We start from the raw sequence: 17,959 nt of genomic DNA on the forward strand, positions 1-17,959 counted from the left end.
CAGAGAACTTTTTATTTATGAATTCACTTATTTTTATGCATCTAGTCGTTTTTTCAATTCTAGCCGTATCGCATAGCGATGTCTGATCAACATTCCTAAAAAGAAAACACTACTCAAGCCAAAAGAAAACAAACTAAAAACTGGAGAACTCGTCCAATTGAACAGGAGGAAAACTCCTGGGATTATCCCCAATAGAGCTGCCAATTGGATATACAAAATGTAGTCTCCAATCTCCATGCGAACCATTCTGACAGAAATCTGCATCGCCAGAAGAGCAGAAATCGAGATGCTTGGAATAGCATAGGTTAGAGACCACCCACTCCACCCTTGAATAGCATCCAAATACAAAGAGAGCAGACTGAATGTTACGAGCAGATAAACGATGCTTTTAGCAATGTTGCGTCGTTTCCGAATAAGGATCAACATGGACACCCACAGGCTCACAACTGCAAACAGTAGGTATTCCACAAAACCTACACTCAAATCGAAGAAGAGTTCTGCCAAAATATAACTCAGGATAATAAGGAGCGAAAACCCGATCAAATAGCGGAAAATTCGTTCTCTGCGAAATCGGAGAGGAATTTCCGGATAAGGGTTCGGCTCTACCTCTCCATCTCTATCAATTACTGTCGCTTCACATAGAGGACAGTTTGGGGGATCTCCCTTTAGCTCGATCTTACATTCGGGACAGTATTTCATCTACTTATCCCTCCCTTTGTTTTCTGGTTTAGGACTAGCAGCCACGACAACTGAAATTTCCTTTTCTGTCAGCAAACGGACAAATGTTTTTTGAATATCCGTTTCCATGAAAGGAGAAGTAAAAACGATGGACAATTTATTCTCAAAACTGATCATCGAAAATTGCGGTCTGACCGAAGCCGTCTGAAAATACAGGCGGTCAATTTTCTGTGCGAACTCTTCTGCAAAGATCATTCTGCCTAAGTTTGACATAGAAACTGTCACTTTCCGGTTGTTTAGCCAATTGATTATTTTTAATATACTATCCTTGAGCGGACGGTAAACAAATCGAATGACCGGATTAAATTCAAAAGATAACAAATAGCCCAATCTTTTTTCTAAATTTGTCTGTGTCAGTTGGTTCTTCAATTGCTGAGATAATTCAAGACAAACTGTTTCTAATTCAGGCGTTTCTTTCTTGAAAGTATAACTTAAATGAATAGCTGTGAAAAAATTCCGAGCAGAATACGTAGGGAAAAATTGTCTTAAATTCACGGGTATAGATAGAGTCAAGGTTGGTTTCTTTTCTATATGAGCACGCGCTTTATAAATCGCTAAAAAGTAAAGAGCTGAAAGATAAATGGTTAGTGAAACTCCGATTTTCCTTGATTCAACCAGTAACTGATCTACAGGCATTTCCAATTCTGTCGTATTCATACGCAGGTCAGGAGTCTTCGTTCCCTTTATCTGGTACACTTTTGACTTGGTTTGATCTTCTTCCCAGTTGTAGTACAATGCTCGTTTTCCAATTCGAAGAGCAAACTGTTCCACTTTTTTTGTTGTAGCAGTAACCGTCTGTAAAGCTGATTGTGCAGATAACTTAAAGATTTTCTGTGCTTGTGGTCTAAAATATTTTACAAATCCATCTTCGATCTGGGTCGTCAATCTTTCGGGCATTTGCCCTTTTTGACTTTCACTCAAAGCCTCTGGATAAGCCAAAGTTATATAATTTTTTACTAAGTCTTCTAAAAACCAGGAAGCACCTGTTCCATCTGATAGTGCATGAAAGACTTCCAAATGAATGCGCTTGTGATGCACGAGCACGCGAAACAGCAATTCTTTTCTATCAAAGTGATAGATCTGTGCGCAGGGTACCTGTGTTTCTAAAGATACTTTGGGTCGTAAATGACTTTCTTCTAAATAATACCAAAAAAATCCGCGCCTAAGAACACTGTGATACAAGGCGTATTGATCGTACGTTTTATCTAAAGCCTTTTGGAGCCACTCAGTTTGAACGGGCTCTTTCAGTTCCGCAGATATGCGAAAAACTTTCGTGTCTAAATCGTTTCGCGATGCTAAAAATATATTTGACGCATTATCTAAACGAACCCATGTCTTGTTCGCCACTTTCTCTCACCTCAAACTCTCCCTGTCACGCGTCTAGAAAATCTTTGATCAATGGATACACTTCTTCTAAAAACGGATGATTCTCTGGATAGGTAATAAATCCATGCGGACTTTCTTCCACTCGGTGAAACTGGGCCTTGTTACCAGATTCCTGCAAAGCTTTTGCATAAGCTTCTCCTTCATCTCTTAAAGGATCAAATTCTGCCGTAATAATGAATGTTTCCGGCTGATTTCTTAAATTGGGTGCCATCAAAGGAGAAATATAAGGTGTTCTTCTCAATTCTTCCTCTGGAGCATACAATTCCATATAACTTTCTACCCTTTTAGCGGTCAATCCGTAATCGTAACCATTTTCTTCAACTGACTTAAATGGTGAATTTTTCGTATGGTCCCAATGCGTGACCGGATACCACAATACTTGTTTGTCTGGTAATTTCATCCCTTTATCTCGAAGCATCAGTGAAACTGCCGCTGCCAAATTACCCCCAGCTGAATCACCCATCAAAATGAACTTTTCAGGCTTAAACTGTCTGGGTATACCTTTTTTTTCAAATAAAAGCTCTGCCACCCGATAGCAATCTTCTAGCCCAGCTGGATAAGGGTATTCTGGAGCCAAACGGTAATCCACAGAATAGACGACTCTGCCAAGTTTGTTCGCCATATTAATGCACGTATGGGTATAGGTTTCAATGTCTCCCACTACCCAGCCGCCCCCATGATAAAAGAGGATAGCTTCTTGTTTCTCTAACTTTTCAGGATAGAAAACGCGTATAGGGATCTCGTGTGAATGATCTGCAGAAAACAGTTGATAATCGAGGATTTTATAGCCTTTTTTTGATTTTAAAGAAAAGAGTTGATGAAATCTGCGAATGGATTCATAATCCTCTTCTACATCGATGCGTGGAGAAGATAAGAGTTTCAAAACAAATTTTAAAAATGGGTTCATATCCGTTGCCTCATTTACTATTATTTGTTCTAGTTTAGCATACCTGACCTAAAAAAGAGAAAATGAGGCTGAAATAAATCTCTCAGACACATTTTCTCTTTACGAATACATACCGCTCCAAAAAGCAGAACCAACAGCCACTTCTCCATGCTGTATCCCTTGTCGCAAAGCTTCACTCTCTTTTTTGAAACGAGTTGCGCTTTGCAGAAAGGCGGTTGCTTCGCTGGGATTCACCGATTCTGACGAATCTTGTTCTGCCCCGCTCCAGCCCCTCATTTCTGAACGCAAAGCTTCACTCTCTTTTTTGAAACGAGTTGCGCTTTGCAGAAAGGCGGTTGCTTCGCTGGGATTCACCGATTCTGACGAATCTTGTTCTGCCCCGCTCCAGCCCCTCATTTCTGAACGCAAAGCTTCACTCTTTGATTTGTTTGCTTAATTCAATAATACGATCGACGGTTTCATCTAAATACTGAATCGTATCATTTAAAGGTTTATCTGTAGTAATATCTACTCCAGCGACTGCCGCAGCTTCTATCGGTTCATATTTATCTCCTAAAGAAAGAAACTCGATCCATTTTTCCATTGCCGGTTCTCCTTCTTCTTTTACTTTTAGGAACGCCTGTGTCGCGATGGTCAATCCAGCTGAGTAGGTATAAGAATACAATCCCATATAATAATGGATTTGACGCATCCAAGTCAATTCTGCCCCCGGATTGATTTCTACAGCTTCTCCCCAGAATTTTTCTAAAACTGAACGCTTGATATCACTTAATTTTTTGGCATCGAAACCTTTTCCTTCATCTACTAAACGATAGACCTCTCTTTGGTAAGCAGCTTCTAACAAATGAGTCACAAAATTATGGAAATATGTTTTCGAGATCATCTTGGATAAAACAGAGCGTTCCATTCTCGGATCTTCGCTTGTCGATTTCAAGTGGTCCGTCAGCAGTAACTCATTAAATGTAGACGGTGCTTCGATCAAATATAGAGAAGGACGCGCACCCAAAATGGATTGATTTTCATTCGATAAGATTCCTTGACCGGCATGTCCGAGTTCATGGAATAATGTGTAAGCATCAGCTAACTGATCTGTCCAACTAACTAAAATATACGGATGTTTGCCATAAGCTGTCGAGCAAAATGCGCCTGAACGTTTCCCTTTATTTTGAGGAAAATCTACCCAGCGATCTGAAAATGCATTTCCGATGCTCTCGAGATAATTTTTCCCTAAGGGTTTCAAAGCCGTGAAAACCATCTTTTCACTTTCCTCTATAGTAATAGTAGGGGAAAATTCAGGATCTAAATCTAGTTTCAAATCGGCAAAGGTGACTTTATCCAACCCATTGATTTGTTTTAAATGTGTCACATATTTACGCATCACTAAAGAAAAGTCGTTCATCAATTTGTCAATCTGACGATGATACAATTCTTGATCCACTTCTTGATCTTCCAGTAAATAATCGAAAATAGAGTCGTATCCACGTAGGGAAGCTAGCGTTTTTTCTTTTTGAACTTGTGTGTAATAAGCTGTTGCGATAACATTTTTATATTGTTCTAATACTGAAGAAAATTTTTCAAAGGCCGCTCTTCTTACTTTCGTATCCGGATGATAGGCATAATATTCTTCATACAATACAAAGCTGAGTGGGTGCTCTGTTCCATCAACTGTAAATGACCCAAAGTCCATATCCGCTGAACGTGCTTGTTCAAATAATTGAAGTGGCGATTGTAGTGTTGGACTTAACTCTGCTAAAGTCTTTTCAACCGCGGGATCTAATTGATGTTCCTTTTGTTTTTTTATCTTTCGAATAAAAGGGTCATACTTTTCTTCGCTAGTTAGGATCTCATTTAATGTCTCTTCACTTTGTGCAGTAAGTAAGGAGGTAAAAAAACTCAGCTTCGCCTGGATTTGAGCTAAGAAATTACTTGTCGAGCGACTCAAATCTGTGTATTCAGAATTGGCGATATCGACGTTTGACGGAAGTCTGCCGTACTGTCCGATCCACCCCATCAATTGACGGATAGCCTCATACTCTTTTAAAGCCGACAATAATGCATTGACCGTTAACGCTTCTTCCGGTCGATCATAATCTTCTTCAAAACCGCTTACCTTTTTAAGTAGCTCTTCTTTTGCTTTTTCAAATTCTGCTTGTGTAGAAAATATTTCAGTCAAATCCCATGTTCTTTCTACCTTCACATCTTTGCGTTCCACTAATTGCTGTGCCATTCTTTTCTCCCCTTTAATTGTTTTATCCCCTATAATTTATACCTCATCAGTATATCATTGATTTTTAATCTTGGAAATTATCTCGTTTGTATTTGATTTTAAATAAAAAGCCTGACCATTTTATCCAATGGCCAGGCTTTCCCCTTATTCCTTCTTCGGTTTTACAAACTTATCTTCTCTGCCTGTTTCTTCTACTTTTTGTTCTCGTCTAGTCATTAAAGCGAAATAACCACCTGCAGCAACGACAAACCCCCCTACCGCATCGACTATCAAATCTTTCATTGTGTCTGTTAGAGCTTCTCTTCCAATGAGTATTTCACCCTCAGCGGTAATGAATTTCTGCATGTTTGTCTGGAGGATCCCATCTGCTAAAAATTCATAAATTTCCCAAATAACGCCCACCGTAACTGTAAAATTAAAGGCAAATAAAGCCACAAAAAAAGGACTCAATCGTACATCGAGTATACCTGTATCATTAATATAATTGACAAGCAGAAAACCTAACGCTCCCAGCATCAACGCACTGAACCCATGCAATACAGAATCCCAGTGTGGAACCCGGAAATAGAAATTCCGTACCTCCCCTAGATAAATTGCTGCAAACAAAAATAAAAAGAAAATGATTTCCATAATATCAGGAATATCAATACTATATTTTCTCTCAATTTTTGAGGGAATAAAAATAACAATCAGTCCCACTACACATTGAAAAATCATTAACACATAATCACTTTTTACTCGTTGATATTCATTTTCCGCGATTCCAGAAGGTGCTTGTGTGAGCATATACCCTGCATAAATAATAGAAATGGCCAGAAGGGTAACAACCGTCCAAAAAATCCATTTTTTCCTTGGTCGATAATTTTTATTTAAAATAGATAAATTCAAATTTTTCACCTCTCATCCTCTTACTATACCTTAATTTTATTTTAAAGCCTACTTTTTTAAAGCAAAAAAAAAGTTGTACAGATTTGTACAACTTTTTCACCGTCATTTAGTTGATTTTTTCTTCGATTTCAGCCGGTGTTAATACGCGGCCGTAAGAAACAACTTTGTTATCCACAACTAATCCCGGTGTACTCATGACACCAAAGGATATAATATCCATCGGATCAGTCACTTTAGAAACAGTTGCTTTCATACCAAGATTTTTCAAAGCTTCCTCCACATTTTTTTCTAACCGCACACAGTTTGCACACCCAGGTCCTAATACTTTGATTTCCATTTTATCGTCTCCTTTGACTAATTTTTTTAAATAAATACACTACTAAATTCATTAAATCCAAATCCGATGATAAAAATCCCTATGACGACGATTCCTACAAATAAACTCATCAACCTCGGTTTAATAACTTTTTTCAACATAATCAACGAAGGCAATGATAGCACAGTCACGCTCATCATGAATGCCAGCACTGTTCCAAGCCCCACACCTTTAGCTAATAAAGCTTCCGCAATCGGAAGCGTCCCAAAAATATCAGCATAAATTGGAGCACCTATTAAAGTAGCCAACGGAACAGAATACCATTTATCTTGACCAAGCAAGGCTGTTATCAATTCTTGGGGGATCCAGTTGTGAATCAGTGCACCGATTCCCACACCCAGTAATACATAGAGCCATACTTTCTGAATAACTTCTTTCACTTGCTCGACACTGTAATTGTATCGATCTTTCGGACTTAATTTGACTTCCTCTACATCAATAGAAGACGCCCCATAGACAAAAGACTCGACTTGATTTTCCATACCTGCTCTACCGATCACTCCTCCACCTAGTACGGCGAGGACCAGTCCAACGAGTACGTAAGCTAATGCGATACTCCAATTAAAAATACTTGCCAATAATATAACTGAAGCCAAATCTACTAGTGGAGAAGAAATCAGGAAGGAAAAGGTTGTTCCTAAAGGCAACCCTGCTCCTGTAAATCCAATAAATAAAGGAATCGAAGAACAAGAACAGAAAGGGGTGACTGTTCCCAATAGTGCGGAAAGAATGCTTGCGTTGATACCTTTATACCGCCCTAAAATTTTCTTTGTCCGTTCCGGTGGAAAATAACTTTGGATATAAGAAATACCAAAAATCAATACAGATAACAAGAAAAATATTTTTAGCGTATCGTATAAAAAGAATTGTAAACTTGCCCCGATTCTACTCGTAGAATCTAGCTGAAATACATTTTCTACTATACCGCCCATGAAATTATTTAACCATGTCATTTTTAAAAATACTTCATTAAACCACGAAAATACGGCCATCACTACATCTCCCTATTTGTTCACTACCTCATTATTGATTTTGCCGAGATTTTTCATGAACTCGACTAGTTCTCTATATTCATCTTTGCGAAGGCTGTACATCGTCTTATTTCCTTCTTTTCGAGAAGAAATCAACTCTTGATCCTTTAACATCTTCATATGATAAGATAGAGTCGGTTGAGAAATTTGAAAGTTTGCTAATAAATCACAGGTACACTGTTCCTCACCAGCTAACATCTGCACCAAGTTCAACCGTGTTTCATCAGATAACACTTTTAATTTCTTTACATTATCTTCTAAACTATTCGCCATCTTTTGCTCCTTTCATTTTCTCTATAAGACATTTACATACTTCTATATTGACAACCATCTATATAGAAGTATACTCCTTCATAGATGGTTGTCAATACTCTTTTTAATTATTTCACAAACTTTCCCCACTATCTTTTTTAGCGTCTGCTTTTTGTAATACGTTTTAAAAACGAAATTCGTTAAATAGAAAAAGGCCGGGACTTTTTGTCCCGGCCTCTCCCTCTTTACATTTTAGGTAATGCGTTAATCAATGATTTCCGCATTTTTACGCTTTGATTTGTCTTCTGTATCATCTGCATTGAGCAATTTTTCCGCGACGAATAAGAGGATCGGCAAAAGCACATCATCTGCATAGCCGACCATTGGGATCATATCTGGAATCAAATCGACTGGGCTAATAATGTACAGAACAATTGCAGCTACCATCCATTTTCTACGTTTATCCACAGTTGTGTCAAACAGTGATTGCATTAAGTGTTTTACTGTTGAAAGAGGCGTCTGAGTCTGTTTCTTTTTGAATTTCATAGACATTTTCCTTTTTCAGTTTATTTGCCTGTTTAATCAAGCTTTGTACGAAGTATACAATAAAACACCAGCGGACACATCCGTCTAAAGTAGGAAACCTATCTCACTCTAAGTATGTCGATCTTCAGTTGACTTTCTTTTCAAGGAATTGAATCGAAACAGCATCTGGACCTGCATGAGTCATGACACTACCATTTGCATGAGCAATTTCCAATCGTGCCTGAGGAAAAGCTTGTTTTAATAATTCGACCAATTGAAAAGAGTAAGCACTCATTCCATCATGCGTCACACCTATTTCAATGATTTCTTTTTTTGCTTCTTTTAGTTCTGCAATGATTTTTTCGTATCGTTTTATGATTTTTTTGGTCCCACGACCTTTTGCGTCGGCCTTTAAAGCTCCTTCTACCATTTCTAGATTTACTTTTAAATTAAGCAATTGCGAAACAGCACCCAAAGTTTTTCCGATCCGACCACCCTTGATCATATTTGTCAAATCCACGATTGCAATATACAATGTGGTTCTTTTTTTTACTTCTTCTAATCGTAGAAGGGTATCTTCAATAGACAAGCCTTCTTTAGCACACCGCGCAGCTTCTAAAATTTGAAAAGCCATTGCTCGTGCAATATATTGTGAGTCAATTACGGTTACTTTTCCATCAGCTAGCGCTGCAGCTTGTTTAGCTGCATCCACTGTTCCACTCAATGTATGCGTTACATGAATAGAAAGGACTTCACTCCCGTCTGCAGTTAGTTCGTTGTATTTATCCAAAAACAATCCCACAGGTGGTTGAGAACTTTTGGGTAGCTCTTCACTACTTTTCATATCTGCTAAAAATTGTGCTTTCTCTTTTTCTGTCCCATCTTTTCTGACTTCCCCATTTAAAATAGTCGATAGTGGAATGATGGAAACATCATTCTCAGCAATTTCATTATCGGTTAAATGAACGGTTGAATCTGTTACGATTTTAAAGCTCATTTAAATCCCCCTTATTTTTTGATAGCGTTCTTTCATTATACCTTTAATTTTATGATTACGCTATCCTATCAGCGATTTTCATTTCCAATATTCATGCACACCTAGATTTCTTCCACCGACTGGATCACATTCCGGAAACGGAACTTTTTGTATTTTATGGAGTAATTCTTCGTACTCTTTGGAATCCCCCTTTTCCATATCCGGACTATTCCCGTTAGGGTAGGCCCCTACAATTTGAAAATCTCCTGTAGCCTCAATTAATTTATGTGCTACTCCGGCCGGTAACAATAAGACGTTTCCCTCAGTGAATGGATGAACCTCCCCACCCGGTCCACCAAGTTGGACTGTTGCGCTCCCTTTAAAGCAGGCGAGCACTTCATGTGTGGTCGCATGAAAATGGTGATAAGCATATATCCCATTCACCCAACTATTCGTATAACCATTTTTTTTGAAATGGCTTTGGATCAAATCCACAGCATTTTCTTTTTCAATTATCTCCTTAAAAGCATGGGGATAATACAATACGGGCAATGTATTATTTGGAAAAGGACGATTTTCCTTTATTGCGATTCTTTCGATCATACTTTTTCCTCCTTTGAATTAAGTTTCATTACCTCTAGTGTAACGGGAATTCATTTGAAATTAAAAGAGTTCTCCCTCAAAAAAACCTTTTATGTAGAAAGGTTCAGCTAAAAGAACTGAACTTCTAAATAAAAGGTTTTTTGAAACTATTATTTCTCAGCAGGATAAGGTAAAGCGCCAACTATAGTATGTGGAACATACAATTCTTCTAAATAATCGATTTCTTCTTTCGAAAGAGCTATGTCGACTGCCGCAACAGCATCATCTAAATATTTCTCTTTCGTAGCACCGATGATCGGTGAGACCACTTGATCTTTATGCAACATCCAGGCCAGTGCAATTTGAGCACGAGGGACTTGTCTCTTTTCAGCGATTTCAGCCAAACGTTTCACAATTTTTTTATCTTCTTCTTCAGTAGATCCATATTTCATTTTTTGAACTGCATCTGTTTCAGAACGTTTTGTTGTTTCAGACCAGTCACGCGCTAATCTGCCTGAAGCTAAAGGACTATAAGGCGTCAACGCCACTCCCGTTTCCTTACAAAACGGGATCAATTCCCGCTCATCTTCACGGTAGATCATGTTGTAATGATTTTGCATGGATACAAATTTTGTCCATCCATGTTTTTCAGCCACATTCTGCGCTTTTTGGAATTGCCATGCGTACATAGCTGATGCTCCTATATAGCGAACTTTTCCAGATTTCACTAAGTCATGTAAAGCTTCCATTGTTTCTTCTATCGGAGTCGTGTAATCCCACCGATGAATGATATACAAATCCAGATAATCCATCCCTAACCGTTCCAACGTCTGGTCAATGTGGTGGAAAATGGATTTGCGAGACAATCCACTCATATTCGGTCCGTCTTCCAATCCAAAATAGACCTTGGATGCTACAACGATTTTTTCGCGGTCAGCATAATCGTTCAACGCTTTCCCCAATATCTTCTCGCTTTCCCCGCGCGAATAAATATTGGCAGTATCAAAGAAATTTATTCCCATATCTAACGCTTTTTTAATGATTTTTCGGCTGTCCTCTTCTTTCAACACCCATTCATGTGTCCATTTTTCAGGATCCCCAAAACTCATTGCCCCCAAACAAATTCGTGAAACATCCATTCCCGTATTTCCAAATTTCATCATTTCCATTGATAAAACCTCCTTTTGATTAATAAATACCTTATTTAACGTTTTAAACCGGTCATACGTTTGGCAGTTTCGGCCGTTTGATGATTAAAGAACAAGCTGGACTCTTTATCTAGCTCTCCTAACCTTTCCATATCTTCTTGAGTTAATTCGAAGTCAAAAACGTCAAAGTTTTCTTTCATCCTATCTTTATTGACTGTTTTTGGAATCACGACCACGTTTCGTTGTAAAAGATAGCGTAAAGCTACTTGTGCAACGGATTTTTTATATTTTTCCCCAATTTCTTTCATTGTTTCATTCGTGAAAAAGTCATTTTTTCCTTCAGCAAAGGGGCCCCATGATTCAATTTGTACATTGTATTCTTCCATCACTTTTTGAGCTTCTTTTTGTTGGTTAAATACATGTGTTTCCACCTGGTTGACCATCGGAGGGATCTCTGTATAAGTTGCTATATCGATCAAGCGATCTGGGTGGAAATTACTTACACCGATTGCTTTCAGTTTGCCAGCTTTGTAATATTCTTCCATAGCTCGATAAGCACCGTAATAATCATTAAATGGCTGATGAATCAGCATCAAGTCGATATAATCTGTTTGCAATTTACGTAAGGATTCATCCATGGAAGCTTTTGCTTTCTCATAGCTAGCATTGGAAATCCAGATTTTCGTAGTGATGAATAATTCTTCTCGTGAAACTGAACTTTTTTTGATTGCATTTCCTACCGCTTCTTCATTTCCGTATGCTTGAGCAGTATCGATTAATCGATACCCTACGTCAATTGCATCTAGAACACAGCGTTCACATTCTTCTAAATCAGCAATTTGAAATACTCCATATCCTAATTGTGGCATTTTCACTCCGTTTGTTAGTGTGATTTCATTCATTTCTCATCTTCCTTTCCTGTTATTAAAAGTGTGTTTTATCGATATCTATTTGATTTAAAGATTCATTGATTTCAAGTAAATCATTTGAGGATAACGTGATGTGCATTGCCTTTATGTTTTCATCTAAACGATGCAATTTTCTCGTACCAGGTATAGGAACTTTGTAATCTTTTTGAGCCATTCCCCAAGCCAAATCTATTTGAGCAGAAGTGGCCTTATTTTCATCTGCAATTCGGTCAATCATTTCAAGTAAGTCTTTATTTTGTTTTATTACTTCTGGTTTGAATCTTCCCATAAAGTTACGAAAGTCACCTTCTGGATATTCCGTATCTGGAGAGTACTTCCCGGTCAAAAATCCATTTCCGAGTGGACTGTATGCAACGACAACGACACCAACACCCAGTTCTTCGCAGACAGGAAATGCTTCTTTTTATGGTGCTCTCCACACCATAGAGTACTGTTTTCAATGGCTGTAACTGGACAAACTGCATGCGCAAGTCGCAAATGTCTTCCGGTGTATTTGAAAGGCCCCAGTAGTTGATTTTTCCTTCCCTGATCAATTCCTTCATTACTTCAGCTACAGTTTCTGATTAAATATCCGGATGGATACGGTGTTGATAATACTAATCAATTGTTACCACTTATAGTTTTCCCAAGGAACCAGCAGCTTGTTCCCGAATGGAATCTGGCTCACTATTTAACATATACTGCGGTTTACCATCCACGATTTCCTGCCCAATAATTCCAAACTTGGTTGCGATGACCACTTGATCACGAATGGGTTTAATAGCTTCTCCTAGTAGCCTTTCGTTGTCTTCTCCGTAAACAACTGCTGTGTCAAAAAAATGCACTCTCAATCAACTGCCTTGCGAATGAGTTGAATCATTTCTTTGCGGTCAGCAGCTGGTCCATAAGCGTGATCCATACCTATGATCCCAAGTCCGATGGCCAATACTTCTAAGTCTTTACCTAAAATTCTCGTATGCATGTACTTTCTCCTATGTGGGTCCCCCTTTTGGAAAGCGATACCAATCAACTGACTCCATCATACCCCTTGAAGTAGGCTCTAAGTCAAGTCATTTACATAAACAAAATAATAGTTACAGAACTCCCATCCTCTCCTCATTTTTTTAAAAAGAAGCCTAGACCAATGGGAGTAAGTTCGGTTTCTTATCATGCCAGTAAAAATGCTATGCGCAATACTTCTTGATTTCTCAGCCAATACTAGTCAGATATGACCTAATTTCGACTTTCTATTCTGCATACAATTTTTTGCAAAGTGGAACCCGGTTACTTTTTCGCTTGAATGTAAAGGGTACTGTGAGTGGTTGTGTTAAAATAAGCATGAGTTTTGCAAAGGAGCTCTCTTTAACTGACAGTCAATTTGATACAAGATGTTCGATCAACGGATGGATTAATAAACAATCTAGCTCGTTGAATAATTGCGAGTTTATACAATAAGGAGTGAATATATTGCTGAAAATACTCAGAATCGTATTATCGATCATTGGTATAGTGATAGCGGGGTATGCTTTACTATCTAAAAATTACATAGTTATGCCTTATATGCTGTTTTTTATGGGAGCGACGTTGCTGGTTTTGGGGATAGCCGAAATCATAGAAGAACGAAAGCAAATAGGTATTATCAGTATATTTGCTTCCCTATTTATTTTTTACGTTTCTGTACACACTTTATTGTTCGCTTAAGTGATGCTACCAGACAAAAAAGAAAATCAAACTGTACAGAAAAAAATCTCAGTTCACTGAACTGAGATTTTTTATGTTTAATTATAAATCTGATACAGATAGTTATTGAATGTCAACTACCTTTTGAAGTGACATTCTGAATTATGTGAGAGGAAACACAATACAGTAGGCCCATGGCCAGAATTTTTTTATTTTATTTGATTCCGACAATATCTTCCATTCTGTTTTCACTCAACCAATTGGCAATTTCCTCTTCGGTACCCAATACTTCATGAGTCCCGCCAACATTTTGGAGAGAGCCTTCGGAATAATCCAATCCACTTGTTGCATAGTCATAACTTAACGCTGTCCGTTTTTTTTCAATCATCGGATTTGGATATGGTATCGCAGAGAGTAAAGATTGGGTATAGGGATGAACAGGATTCGAGAAAATTTCCTCTGTTGTTCCTGTTTCGATCATATGGCCTAAATGCAAAACCCCGATCCGATCCGAAATATAGCGAACCATCGACAAATCGTGCGCAATAAAGAGATAAGCTACATTCGTCTCTTCTTGGATTTCCTTCATTAAATTCACGATTTGTGCCTGGATCGAAACATCCAACGCACTGATTGCCTCATCAGCAATGATTAAATCCGGATTCATGATCAATGCCCGAGCAATTCCGATCCGTTGGCGTTGTCCTCCAGAAAACTGACTAGGAAAACGTCCAGCAAATTCTCTCGAAAGACCCACACGTTCTAAAATCTGTAGGACTCGTTCACTCCGCTCGCTTGAAGAACCAGCCTCTCCATGAATATCCAATCCTTGGGCAATGATATCCATTACATTCTTTCTCGGATTTAAACTTGCCATCGGATCCTGGAAGATCATCTGCATCTTCGTCCGCAACATTTTTTGCGTTTCTTTATCCATTTTCCCTGAAACATCTTTTTCTTTGAACGTTATTTCCCCATCTGTGATTTCATGGAGACGAATAACCGAGCGACCGATCGTCGATTTCCCACTGCCCGATTCTCCAACAAGTCCATACGTTTCTCCAGGATAAATCTTAAATGAAACACCGTCAACAGCTTTCACGGAAAATTTGCGACTGATCTTAAAATATTGCTTCAAACCTTTAACTTCTAAAAGAGCTTCCCTATTCTGTTCCATACACGCGGTCCTCCTCTCGCATCCGTTCGATCCGTTGTTGCAGTTCAATTGGCAAACTATACTCCGGTCCCTTTTCACTCAGTAACCAAGTAGCCGCAGCATGCGTTTCAGAAACTTTGATCAATGGCGGCTCCTTCTTCTTATCGATATGCAAAGCATAAGGATTTCTTGGATAAAAAGGGTCCCCTTCCATTTCATGGGCCATGTTTGGTGGATTCCCCGGAATAGATACGAGTTTATCCGGATTAGTTTCCAAATCAGGCATAGCGAGCAATAAGCCCCATGTATAGGGATGTTTTGGTTCGTAAAAGATTTCATTTACGGTCGCTTTTTCAACAATTTTCCCTGCATACATAACATTGACATAATCAGCAACTTTCGCTACGACACCTAAGTCATGCGTGATATAAATGACTGAAATACCTGTTTTTACTTGGATATCATGGATCAGTTCTAAAATTTTTGCCTGGATCGTTACATCTAAAGCAGTTGTCGGTTCATCGCAGATCAAAACATCGGGATCACACGCTAGTGCGATAGCAATGACGATCCGCTGTCTCATCCCACCGGATAATTGATGAGGATAGTTTTTCATACGCGCTTCCGGATCTGTGATCCCTACTAGTCGCAATAGTTCGATTGCTTTTTCTTGCGCTTCTTTTTTCTTGGTATTGTAATGCGTGCGCATTCCTTCGATGATTTGATTTCCAACACTCATTGTCGGGTCTAAAGAAGTCATCGGATCTTGGAAAATCATTGCGATATGTTTCCCATTAATTGTTTTGCGCATTTGTTTTTTAGAAAGGTCTAAAAGATTTTTGGTTACCTTCTCACTTTTGTCTTCATATGTGTATAAAATAGTGCCACTTTCGATAGTTCCATTGTTGCTGAGGATTCCCATGATTGCTTTCGTAGTAACGGACTTCCCACTTCCAGATTCACCTACGATAGCTAATGTTTCCCCTTTAAATAAATCTAAATCGACTCCACGAACAGCGCGAACGGACCCAGCAGAAGTTTTGAACGTGATTGCTAGATCACGTACTTCTAATATTTTCTCCTTTGTCATTCTTTACACCTCTTTCATGGTAGGATCGAGTGCATCTCTTAATCCATCAGCTAATAAGTTGAAACTGAGCATTAACAATGCCAAAACCACCACAGGGGGCACGATCATATAAAAATGCGTGGTCAGTGATTTAAAGTTTTCTGAAATCAGTGAACCCAACGAGGCCATCGGGACTGGGATCCCAATTCCGACGAAAGCAAGAAACGCTTCGGTAAAAATCGCATTCGGTATCGAAAACATTGACATGATCAGTAATTGAGAAAAAATATTCGGCAATATTTCTTTATACATGATGGTCAAATCTTTCGCACCCATTGTGCGGGCCGCAAGTACATACTCACTCTCTTTTAATTTCAGCATCGAAGCACGGGCGACACGACTCATCCCGATCCAGCCGGTAATGGCAATCGCCAATGTGATACTCATCAAGCCCGGTTTCAGGATGATGATCAGCAACGTAACGACCACTAGGTTGGGAATTCCATTCAGTACTTCTACACTTCGTTGCATGATATTATCAATTCTTCCGCCATAATAACCGGAGACCATTCCATAAGTCATTCCAATCAAGACATCGACCACTACTGCAACTAGAGCAATGTACAGAGAAATCCGCGTTCCTTCCCAAGTACGTGTAAACAAATCTCTTCCTAAAACATCCGTTCCGAACCAATGATAGACTTCTTCTCCACCTTCGATCACTTCATATTTATTGACTTCCAGTTCACCTGTAGAAGTTTTCAAGGTTTCTGTTCCATCAAAAATACCAAAGTTTTCCAGAATTGGAATACGCGGAGCCATACTTTCATGTCCGGCAACTTGCTCATCAAACTCATACCCTGAAATCATAGGTCCGATCAGCGCCATAAATATGATCAATGTAATGGAGATAAATCCAAAAATGGATCCTTTGTTCTTCATCACTCGTTTTACTAGCTGTTTCCAAAAAGAATCTTCTTCATAGACTTCATCTATCTGACTGATATTATCTGCCCCAATAAATGTAAAATCGTCTATAGGGTTTATTGGGTGATCAAGTGTCTTATCCATTAGAATCCTCCTTCGCTAAACGGATACGTGGGTCCAATACTCCATACATAATATCCACGCCCAACATGACAAATATATACAAGGCGCTGTAGACAAATGCTAAAGCTAATATTACGTTATAATCATTTGATTGAATGGCTTGAACCATTAATTGTCCAATGCCCGGAATCGAGAATATTTTTTCTACGACTAGACTACCCGTCATTAAACTAACGACCAAAGGTCCTAAGATCGTAATAATAGAAATAGATGCATTCCTTAAGGCATGTTTAAAAATTAAATGTCCACCTGAAACACCTTTACTTTCCACTAATTGAATATAATCGGAACTAAGCACTTCAATCATTTCGGTACGAGTAAAACGGGCTACTGTAGCCATTACAGTCATACTTAAGGCTACCGCTGGAAGTGCAAAAGCAAGTAACCCATCAGAGACGCTATATAACATCGGGAACCAACCTAATTGAAACCCAAAGTAATAAGACAGACCTAATGCAAATACATAAGATGGGATAGAAACCCCTACTACTGATAGGAACGTCGCAGCGGAGTCTAACAGACTATTGTGTTTCAAGGCTGCTGCGATCCCTAAGAAAAGGCCTACTACTGAACCTAAAGCAATAGAAATCCCTCCTAACAACAGAGAGATCGGCAAGCGGTTTTGCAATAATAAGGAAACATCCGTATCTTTTGAAATGGTGTACGATTTGCCAAAATCTCCTGTTAACATGTTTTTCACATACCGAAAAAATTGAACGGGAATCGGGTCATTCAGACCGTATTTCGTCATCAATACTTGTTGTTGTTCAATGCTCAAGCGTTCGTCATTAAAAGGAGAACCGGGTAACAACTGCATCAACGTAAAGAGAACTAACACAATGACCATAAGGGTCACAACAGACATCAATACTCTTTTTAAAACATACTTTTTCATATTGTTTTTCTCCTTTCACATAAAAAATGAAAAAGACGTACCTGAGAAGAAGTAGAAGCTAGAAAGAACTTATTAGCTTCACTTTCCCAATACGTCTTCTCCGTT

At 38.7% G+C, this 17,959-nt stretch carries 21 protein-coding genes and 1 pseudogene; 1 reads left to right on the forward strand and 21 read right to left on the reverse strand.

The features are described 5' to 3' along the window. Positions 1-33: 33 nt before the first annotated feature. From H626_RS0104670 to H626_RS11695, 17 genes and pseudogenes are all read right to left on the reverse strand, one after another. The gene (locus H626_RS0104670) at positions 34-699 is read right to left on the reverse strand and encodes a DUF6320 domain-containing protein (protein ID WP_027108306.1); all 666 of its coding nucleotides are present in this window, start codon (positions 697-699) and stop codon (positions 34-36) included. Next, positions 700-2,085, reverse strand: coding sequence for a condensation domain-containing protein (locus H626_RS0104675; RefSeq protein ID WP_027108307.1), 1,386 nt, complete (start codon positions 2,083-2,085; stop codon positions 700-702). It lies immediately after the preceding gene. A 25-nt stretch (positions 2,086-2,110) separates the two neighbouring features. Continuing rightward, complete coding sequence (locus H626_RS0104680; RefSeq protein ID WP_027108308.1) at positions 2,111-3,031, reverse strand: alpha/beta hydrolase; 921 nt, start codon at positions 3,029-3,031, stop codon at positions 2,111-2,113. Between the two features lie 99 nt (positions 3,032-3,130). Beyond that, positions 3,131-3,439, reverse strand: coding sequence for a hypothetical protein (locus tag H626_RS0104685; RefSeq protein ID WP_027108309.1), 309 nt, complete (start codon positions 3,437-3,439; stop codon positions 3,131-3,133). 4 nt (positions 3,440-3,443) lie between these two features. Further along, positions 3,444-5,258: an oligoendopeptidase F gene (gene pepF, locus H626_RS0104690; protein ID WP_027108310.1), complete on the reverse strand. Its 1,815-nt coding sequence runs from the start codon at positions 5,256-5,258 to the stop codon at positions 3,444-3,446. 144 nt (positions 5,259-5,402) lie between these two features. Further along, entirely contained in the window at positions 5,403-6,155 is a 753-nt protein-coding gene (locus tag H626_RS0104695; RefSeq protein ID WP_211221950.1) for a DUF2238 domain-containing protein, read from the reverse strand. Between the two features lie 97 nt (positions 6,156-6,252). Beyond that, a complete protein-coding gene (locus H626_RS0104700) occupies positions 6,253-6,483 on the reverse strand; it encodes a thioredoxin family protein (RefSeq protein WP_027108312.1) in 231 nt (76 codons plus the stop codon). A gap of 26 nt (positions 6,484-6,509) precedes the next feature. Further along, the gene (locus tag H626_RS0104705; protein ID WP_027108313.1) at positions 6,510-7,514 is read right to left on the reverse strand and encodes a permease; all 1,005 of its coding nucleotides are present in this window, start codon (positions 7,512-7,514) and stop codon (positions 6,510-6,512) included. Between the two features lie 12 nt (positions 7,515-7,526). Continuing rightward, complete coding sequence (locus tag H626_RS0104710) at positions 7,527-7,826, reverse strand: ArsR/SmtB family transcription factor (RefSeq protein WP_027108314.1); 300 nt, start codon at positions 7,824-7,826, stop codon at positions 7,527-7,529. 243 nt (positions 7,827-8,069) lie between these two features. After that, positions 8,070-8,351, reverse strand: a complete 282-nt coding sequence (locus tag H626_RS10665; RefSeq protein ID WP_051237820.1) for a YkvA family protein — start codon at positions 8,349-8,351, stop codon at positions 8,070-8,072. Positions 8,352-8,475: 124 nt separating this feature from the next. Next, on the reverse strand, positions 8,476-9,327 hold the full coding sequence (locus H626_RS0104720; RefSeq protein WP_027108315.1) for a DegV family protein: 852 nt from the start codon (positions 9,325-9,327) through the stop codon (positions 8,476-8,478). 78 nt (positions 9,328-9,405) lie between these two features. Next, positions 9,406-9,909 (reverse strand): hypothetical protein, encoded by a 504-nt coding sequence (locus H626_RS0104725; protein WP_027108316.1) that lies wholly within the window; start codon positions 9,907-9,909, stop codon positions 9,406-9,408. Between the two features lie 149 nt (positions 9,910-10,058). Beyond that, a complete protein-coding gene (locus tag H626_RS0104730; RefSeq protein ID WP_027108317.1) occupies positions 10,059-11,057 on the reverse strand; it encodes an aldo/keto reductase in 999 nt (332 codons plus the stop codon). Between the two features lie 35 nt (positions 11,058-11,092). Then, positions 11,093-11,938: an aldo/keto reductase gene (locus H626_RS0104735; RefSeq protein WP_027108318.1), complete on the reverse strand. Its 846-nt coding sequence runs from the start codon at positions 11,936-11,938 to the stop codon at positions 11,093-11,095. Between the two features lie 22 nt (positions 11,939-11,960). Then, positions 11,961-12,353, reverse strand: a pseudogene (locus H626_RS11615) (aldo/keto reductase); the annotation flags it as partial. A 226-nt stretch (positions 12,354-12,579) separates the two neighbouring features. Continuing rightward, complete coding sequence (locus H626_RS11620) at positions 12,580-12,789, reverse strand: aldo/keto reductase (RefSeq protein WP_027108320.1); 210 nt, start codon at positions 12,787-12,789, stop codon at positions 12,580-12,582. A gap of 2 nt (positions 12,790-12,791) precedes the next feature. Continuing rightward, positions 12,792-12,926, reverse strand: a complete 135-nt coding sequence (locus H626_RS11695) for a hypothetical protein (RefSeq protein ID WP_281170657.1) — start codon at positions 12,924-12,926, stop codon at positions 12,792-12,794. Between the two features lie 485 nt (positions 12,927-13,411). Between H626_RS11695 and H626_RS0104755 the strand changes: the two genes are divergently transcribed. Then, positions 13,412-13,645, forward strand: a complete 234-nt coding sequence (locus H626_RS0104755) for a DUF3953 domain-containing protein (protein ID WP_027108321.1) — start codon at positions 13,412-13,414, stop codon at positions 13,643-13,645. Positions 13,646-13,838: 193 nt separating this feature from the next. Here H626_RS0104755 and H626_RS0104760 read toward each other — a convergent pair whose 3' ends face one another. The 4 genes from H626_RS0104760 to H626_RS0104775 are packed head-to-tail and all read right to left on the reverse strand — an operon-like array spanning position 13,839 to position 17,854. Further along, positions 13,839-14,801 (reverse strand): ABC transporter ATP-binding protein, encoded by a 963-nt coding sequence (locus H626_RS0104760; protein ID WP_027108322.1) that lies wholly within the window; start codon positions 14,799-14,801, stop codon positions 13,839-13,841. After that, the gene (locus H626_RS11440; protein WP_027108323.1) at positions 14,788-15,870 is read right to left on the reverse strand and encodes an ABC transporter ATP-binding protein; all 1,083 of its coding nucleotides are present in this window, start codon (positions 15,868-15,870) and stop codon (positions 14,788-14,790) included. Before H626_RS11440 ends, H626_RS0104760 begins: the two co-directional genes overlap by 14 nt. A 3-nt stretch (positions 15,871-15,873) precedes the next feature. Further along, positions 15,874-16,920, reverse strand: a complete 1,047-nt coding sequence (locus H626_RS11445; protein WP_027108324.1) for an ABC transporter permease — start codon at positions 16,918-16,920, stop codon at positions 15,874-15,876. Next, the gene (locus H626_RS0104775) at positions 16,913-17,854 is read right to left on the reverse strand and encodes an ABC transporter permease (protein WP_027108325.1); all 942 of its coding nucleotides are present in this window, start codon (positions 17,852-17,854) and stop codon (positions 16,913-16,915) included. Before H626_RS0104775 ends, H626_RS11445 begins: the two co-directional genes overlap by 8 nt. Positions 17,855-17,959: the final 105 nt, after the last annotated feature.

Source organism: Lacticigenium naphthae DSM 19658 (assembly GCF_000425865.1).
In the GTDB taxonomy this organism is placed as follows: Bacteria; Bacillota; Bacilli; order Lactobacillales; family Carnobacteriaceae_A; genus Lacticigenium; species Lacticigenium naphthae.

Excerpts from the sequence above, each read along its gene's own strand:
- H626_RS0104760 (WP_027108322.1), bottom strand. The coding sequence starts at position 14,801 with ATGGAACAGAATAGGGAAGCTCTTTTAGAAGTTAAAGGTTTGAAGCAA.
- H626_RS0104680 (WP_027108308.1), bottom strand. The coding sequence starts at position 3,031 with ATGAACCCATTTTTAAAATTTGTTTTGAAACTCTTATCTTCTCCACGC.
- pepF (WP_027108310.1), bottom strand. The coding sequence starts at position 5,258 with ATGGCACAGCAATTAGTGGAACGCAAAGATGTGAAGGTAGAAAGAACA.
- H626_RS0104730 (WP_027108317.1), bottom strand. The coding sequence starts at position 11,057 with ATGGAAATGATGAAATTTGGAAATACGGGAATGGATGTTTCACGAATT.
- H626_RS11695 (WP_281170657.1), bottom strand. The coding sequence starts at position 12,926 with ATGCATACGAGAATTTTAGGTAAAGACTTAGAAGTATTGGCCATCGGA.
- H626_RS0104775 (WP_027108325.1), bottom strand. The coding sequence starts at position 17,854 with ATGAAAAAGTATGTTTTAAAAAGAGTATTGATGTCTGTTGTGACCCTT.
- H626_RS0104670 (WP_027108306.1), bottom strand. The coding sequence starts at position 699 with ATGAAATACTGTCCCGAATGTAAGATCGAGCTAAAGGGAGATCCCCCA.
- H626_RS0104700 (WP_027108312.1), bottom strand. The coding sequence starts at position 6,483 with ATGGAAATCAAAGTATTAGGACCTGGGTGTGCAAACTGTGTGCGGTTA.
- H626_RS0104720 (WP_027108315.1), bottom strand. The coding sequence starts at position 9,327 with ATGAGCTTTAAAATCGTAACAGATTCAACCGTTCATTTAACCGATAAT.
- H626_RS0104735 (WP_027108318.1), bottom strand. The coding sequence starts at position 11,938 with ATGAATGAAATCACACTAACAAACGGAGTGAAAATGCCACAATTAGGA.
- H626_RS11445 (WP_027108324.1), bottom strand. The coding sequence starts at position 16,920 with ATGGATAAGACACTTGATCACCCAATAAACCCTATAGACGATTTTACA.
- H626_RS0104710 (WP_027108314.1), bottom strand. The coding sequence starts at position 7,826 with ATGGCGAATAGTTTAGAAGATAATGTAAAGAAATTAAAAGTGTTATCT.
- H626_RS11440 (WP_027108323.1), bottom strand. The coding sequence starts at position 15,870 with ATGACAAAGGAGAAAATATTAGAAGTACGTGATCTAGCAATCACGTTC.
- H626_RS10665 (WP_051237820.1), bottom strand. The coding sequence starts at position 8,351 with ATGAAATTCAAAAAGAAACAGACTCAGACGCCTCTTTCAACAGTAAAA.
- H626_RS0104705 (WP_027108313.1), bottom strand. The coding sequence starts at position 7,514 with ATGGCCGTATTTTCGTGGTTTAATGAAGTATTTTTAAAAATGACATGG.
- H626_RS0104725 (WP_027108316.1), bottom strand. The coding sequence starts at position 9,909 with ATGATCGAAAGAATCGCAATAAAGGAAAATCGTCCTTTTCCAAATAAT.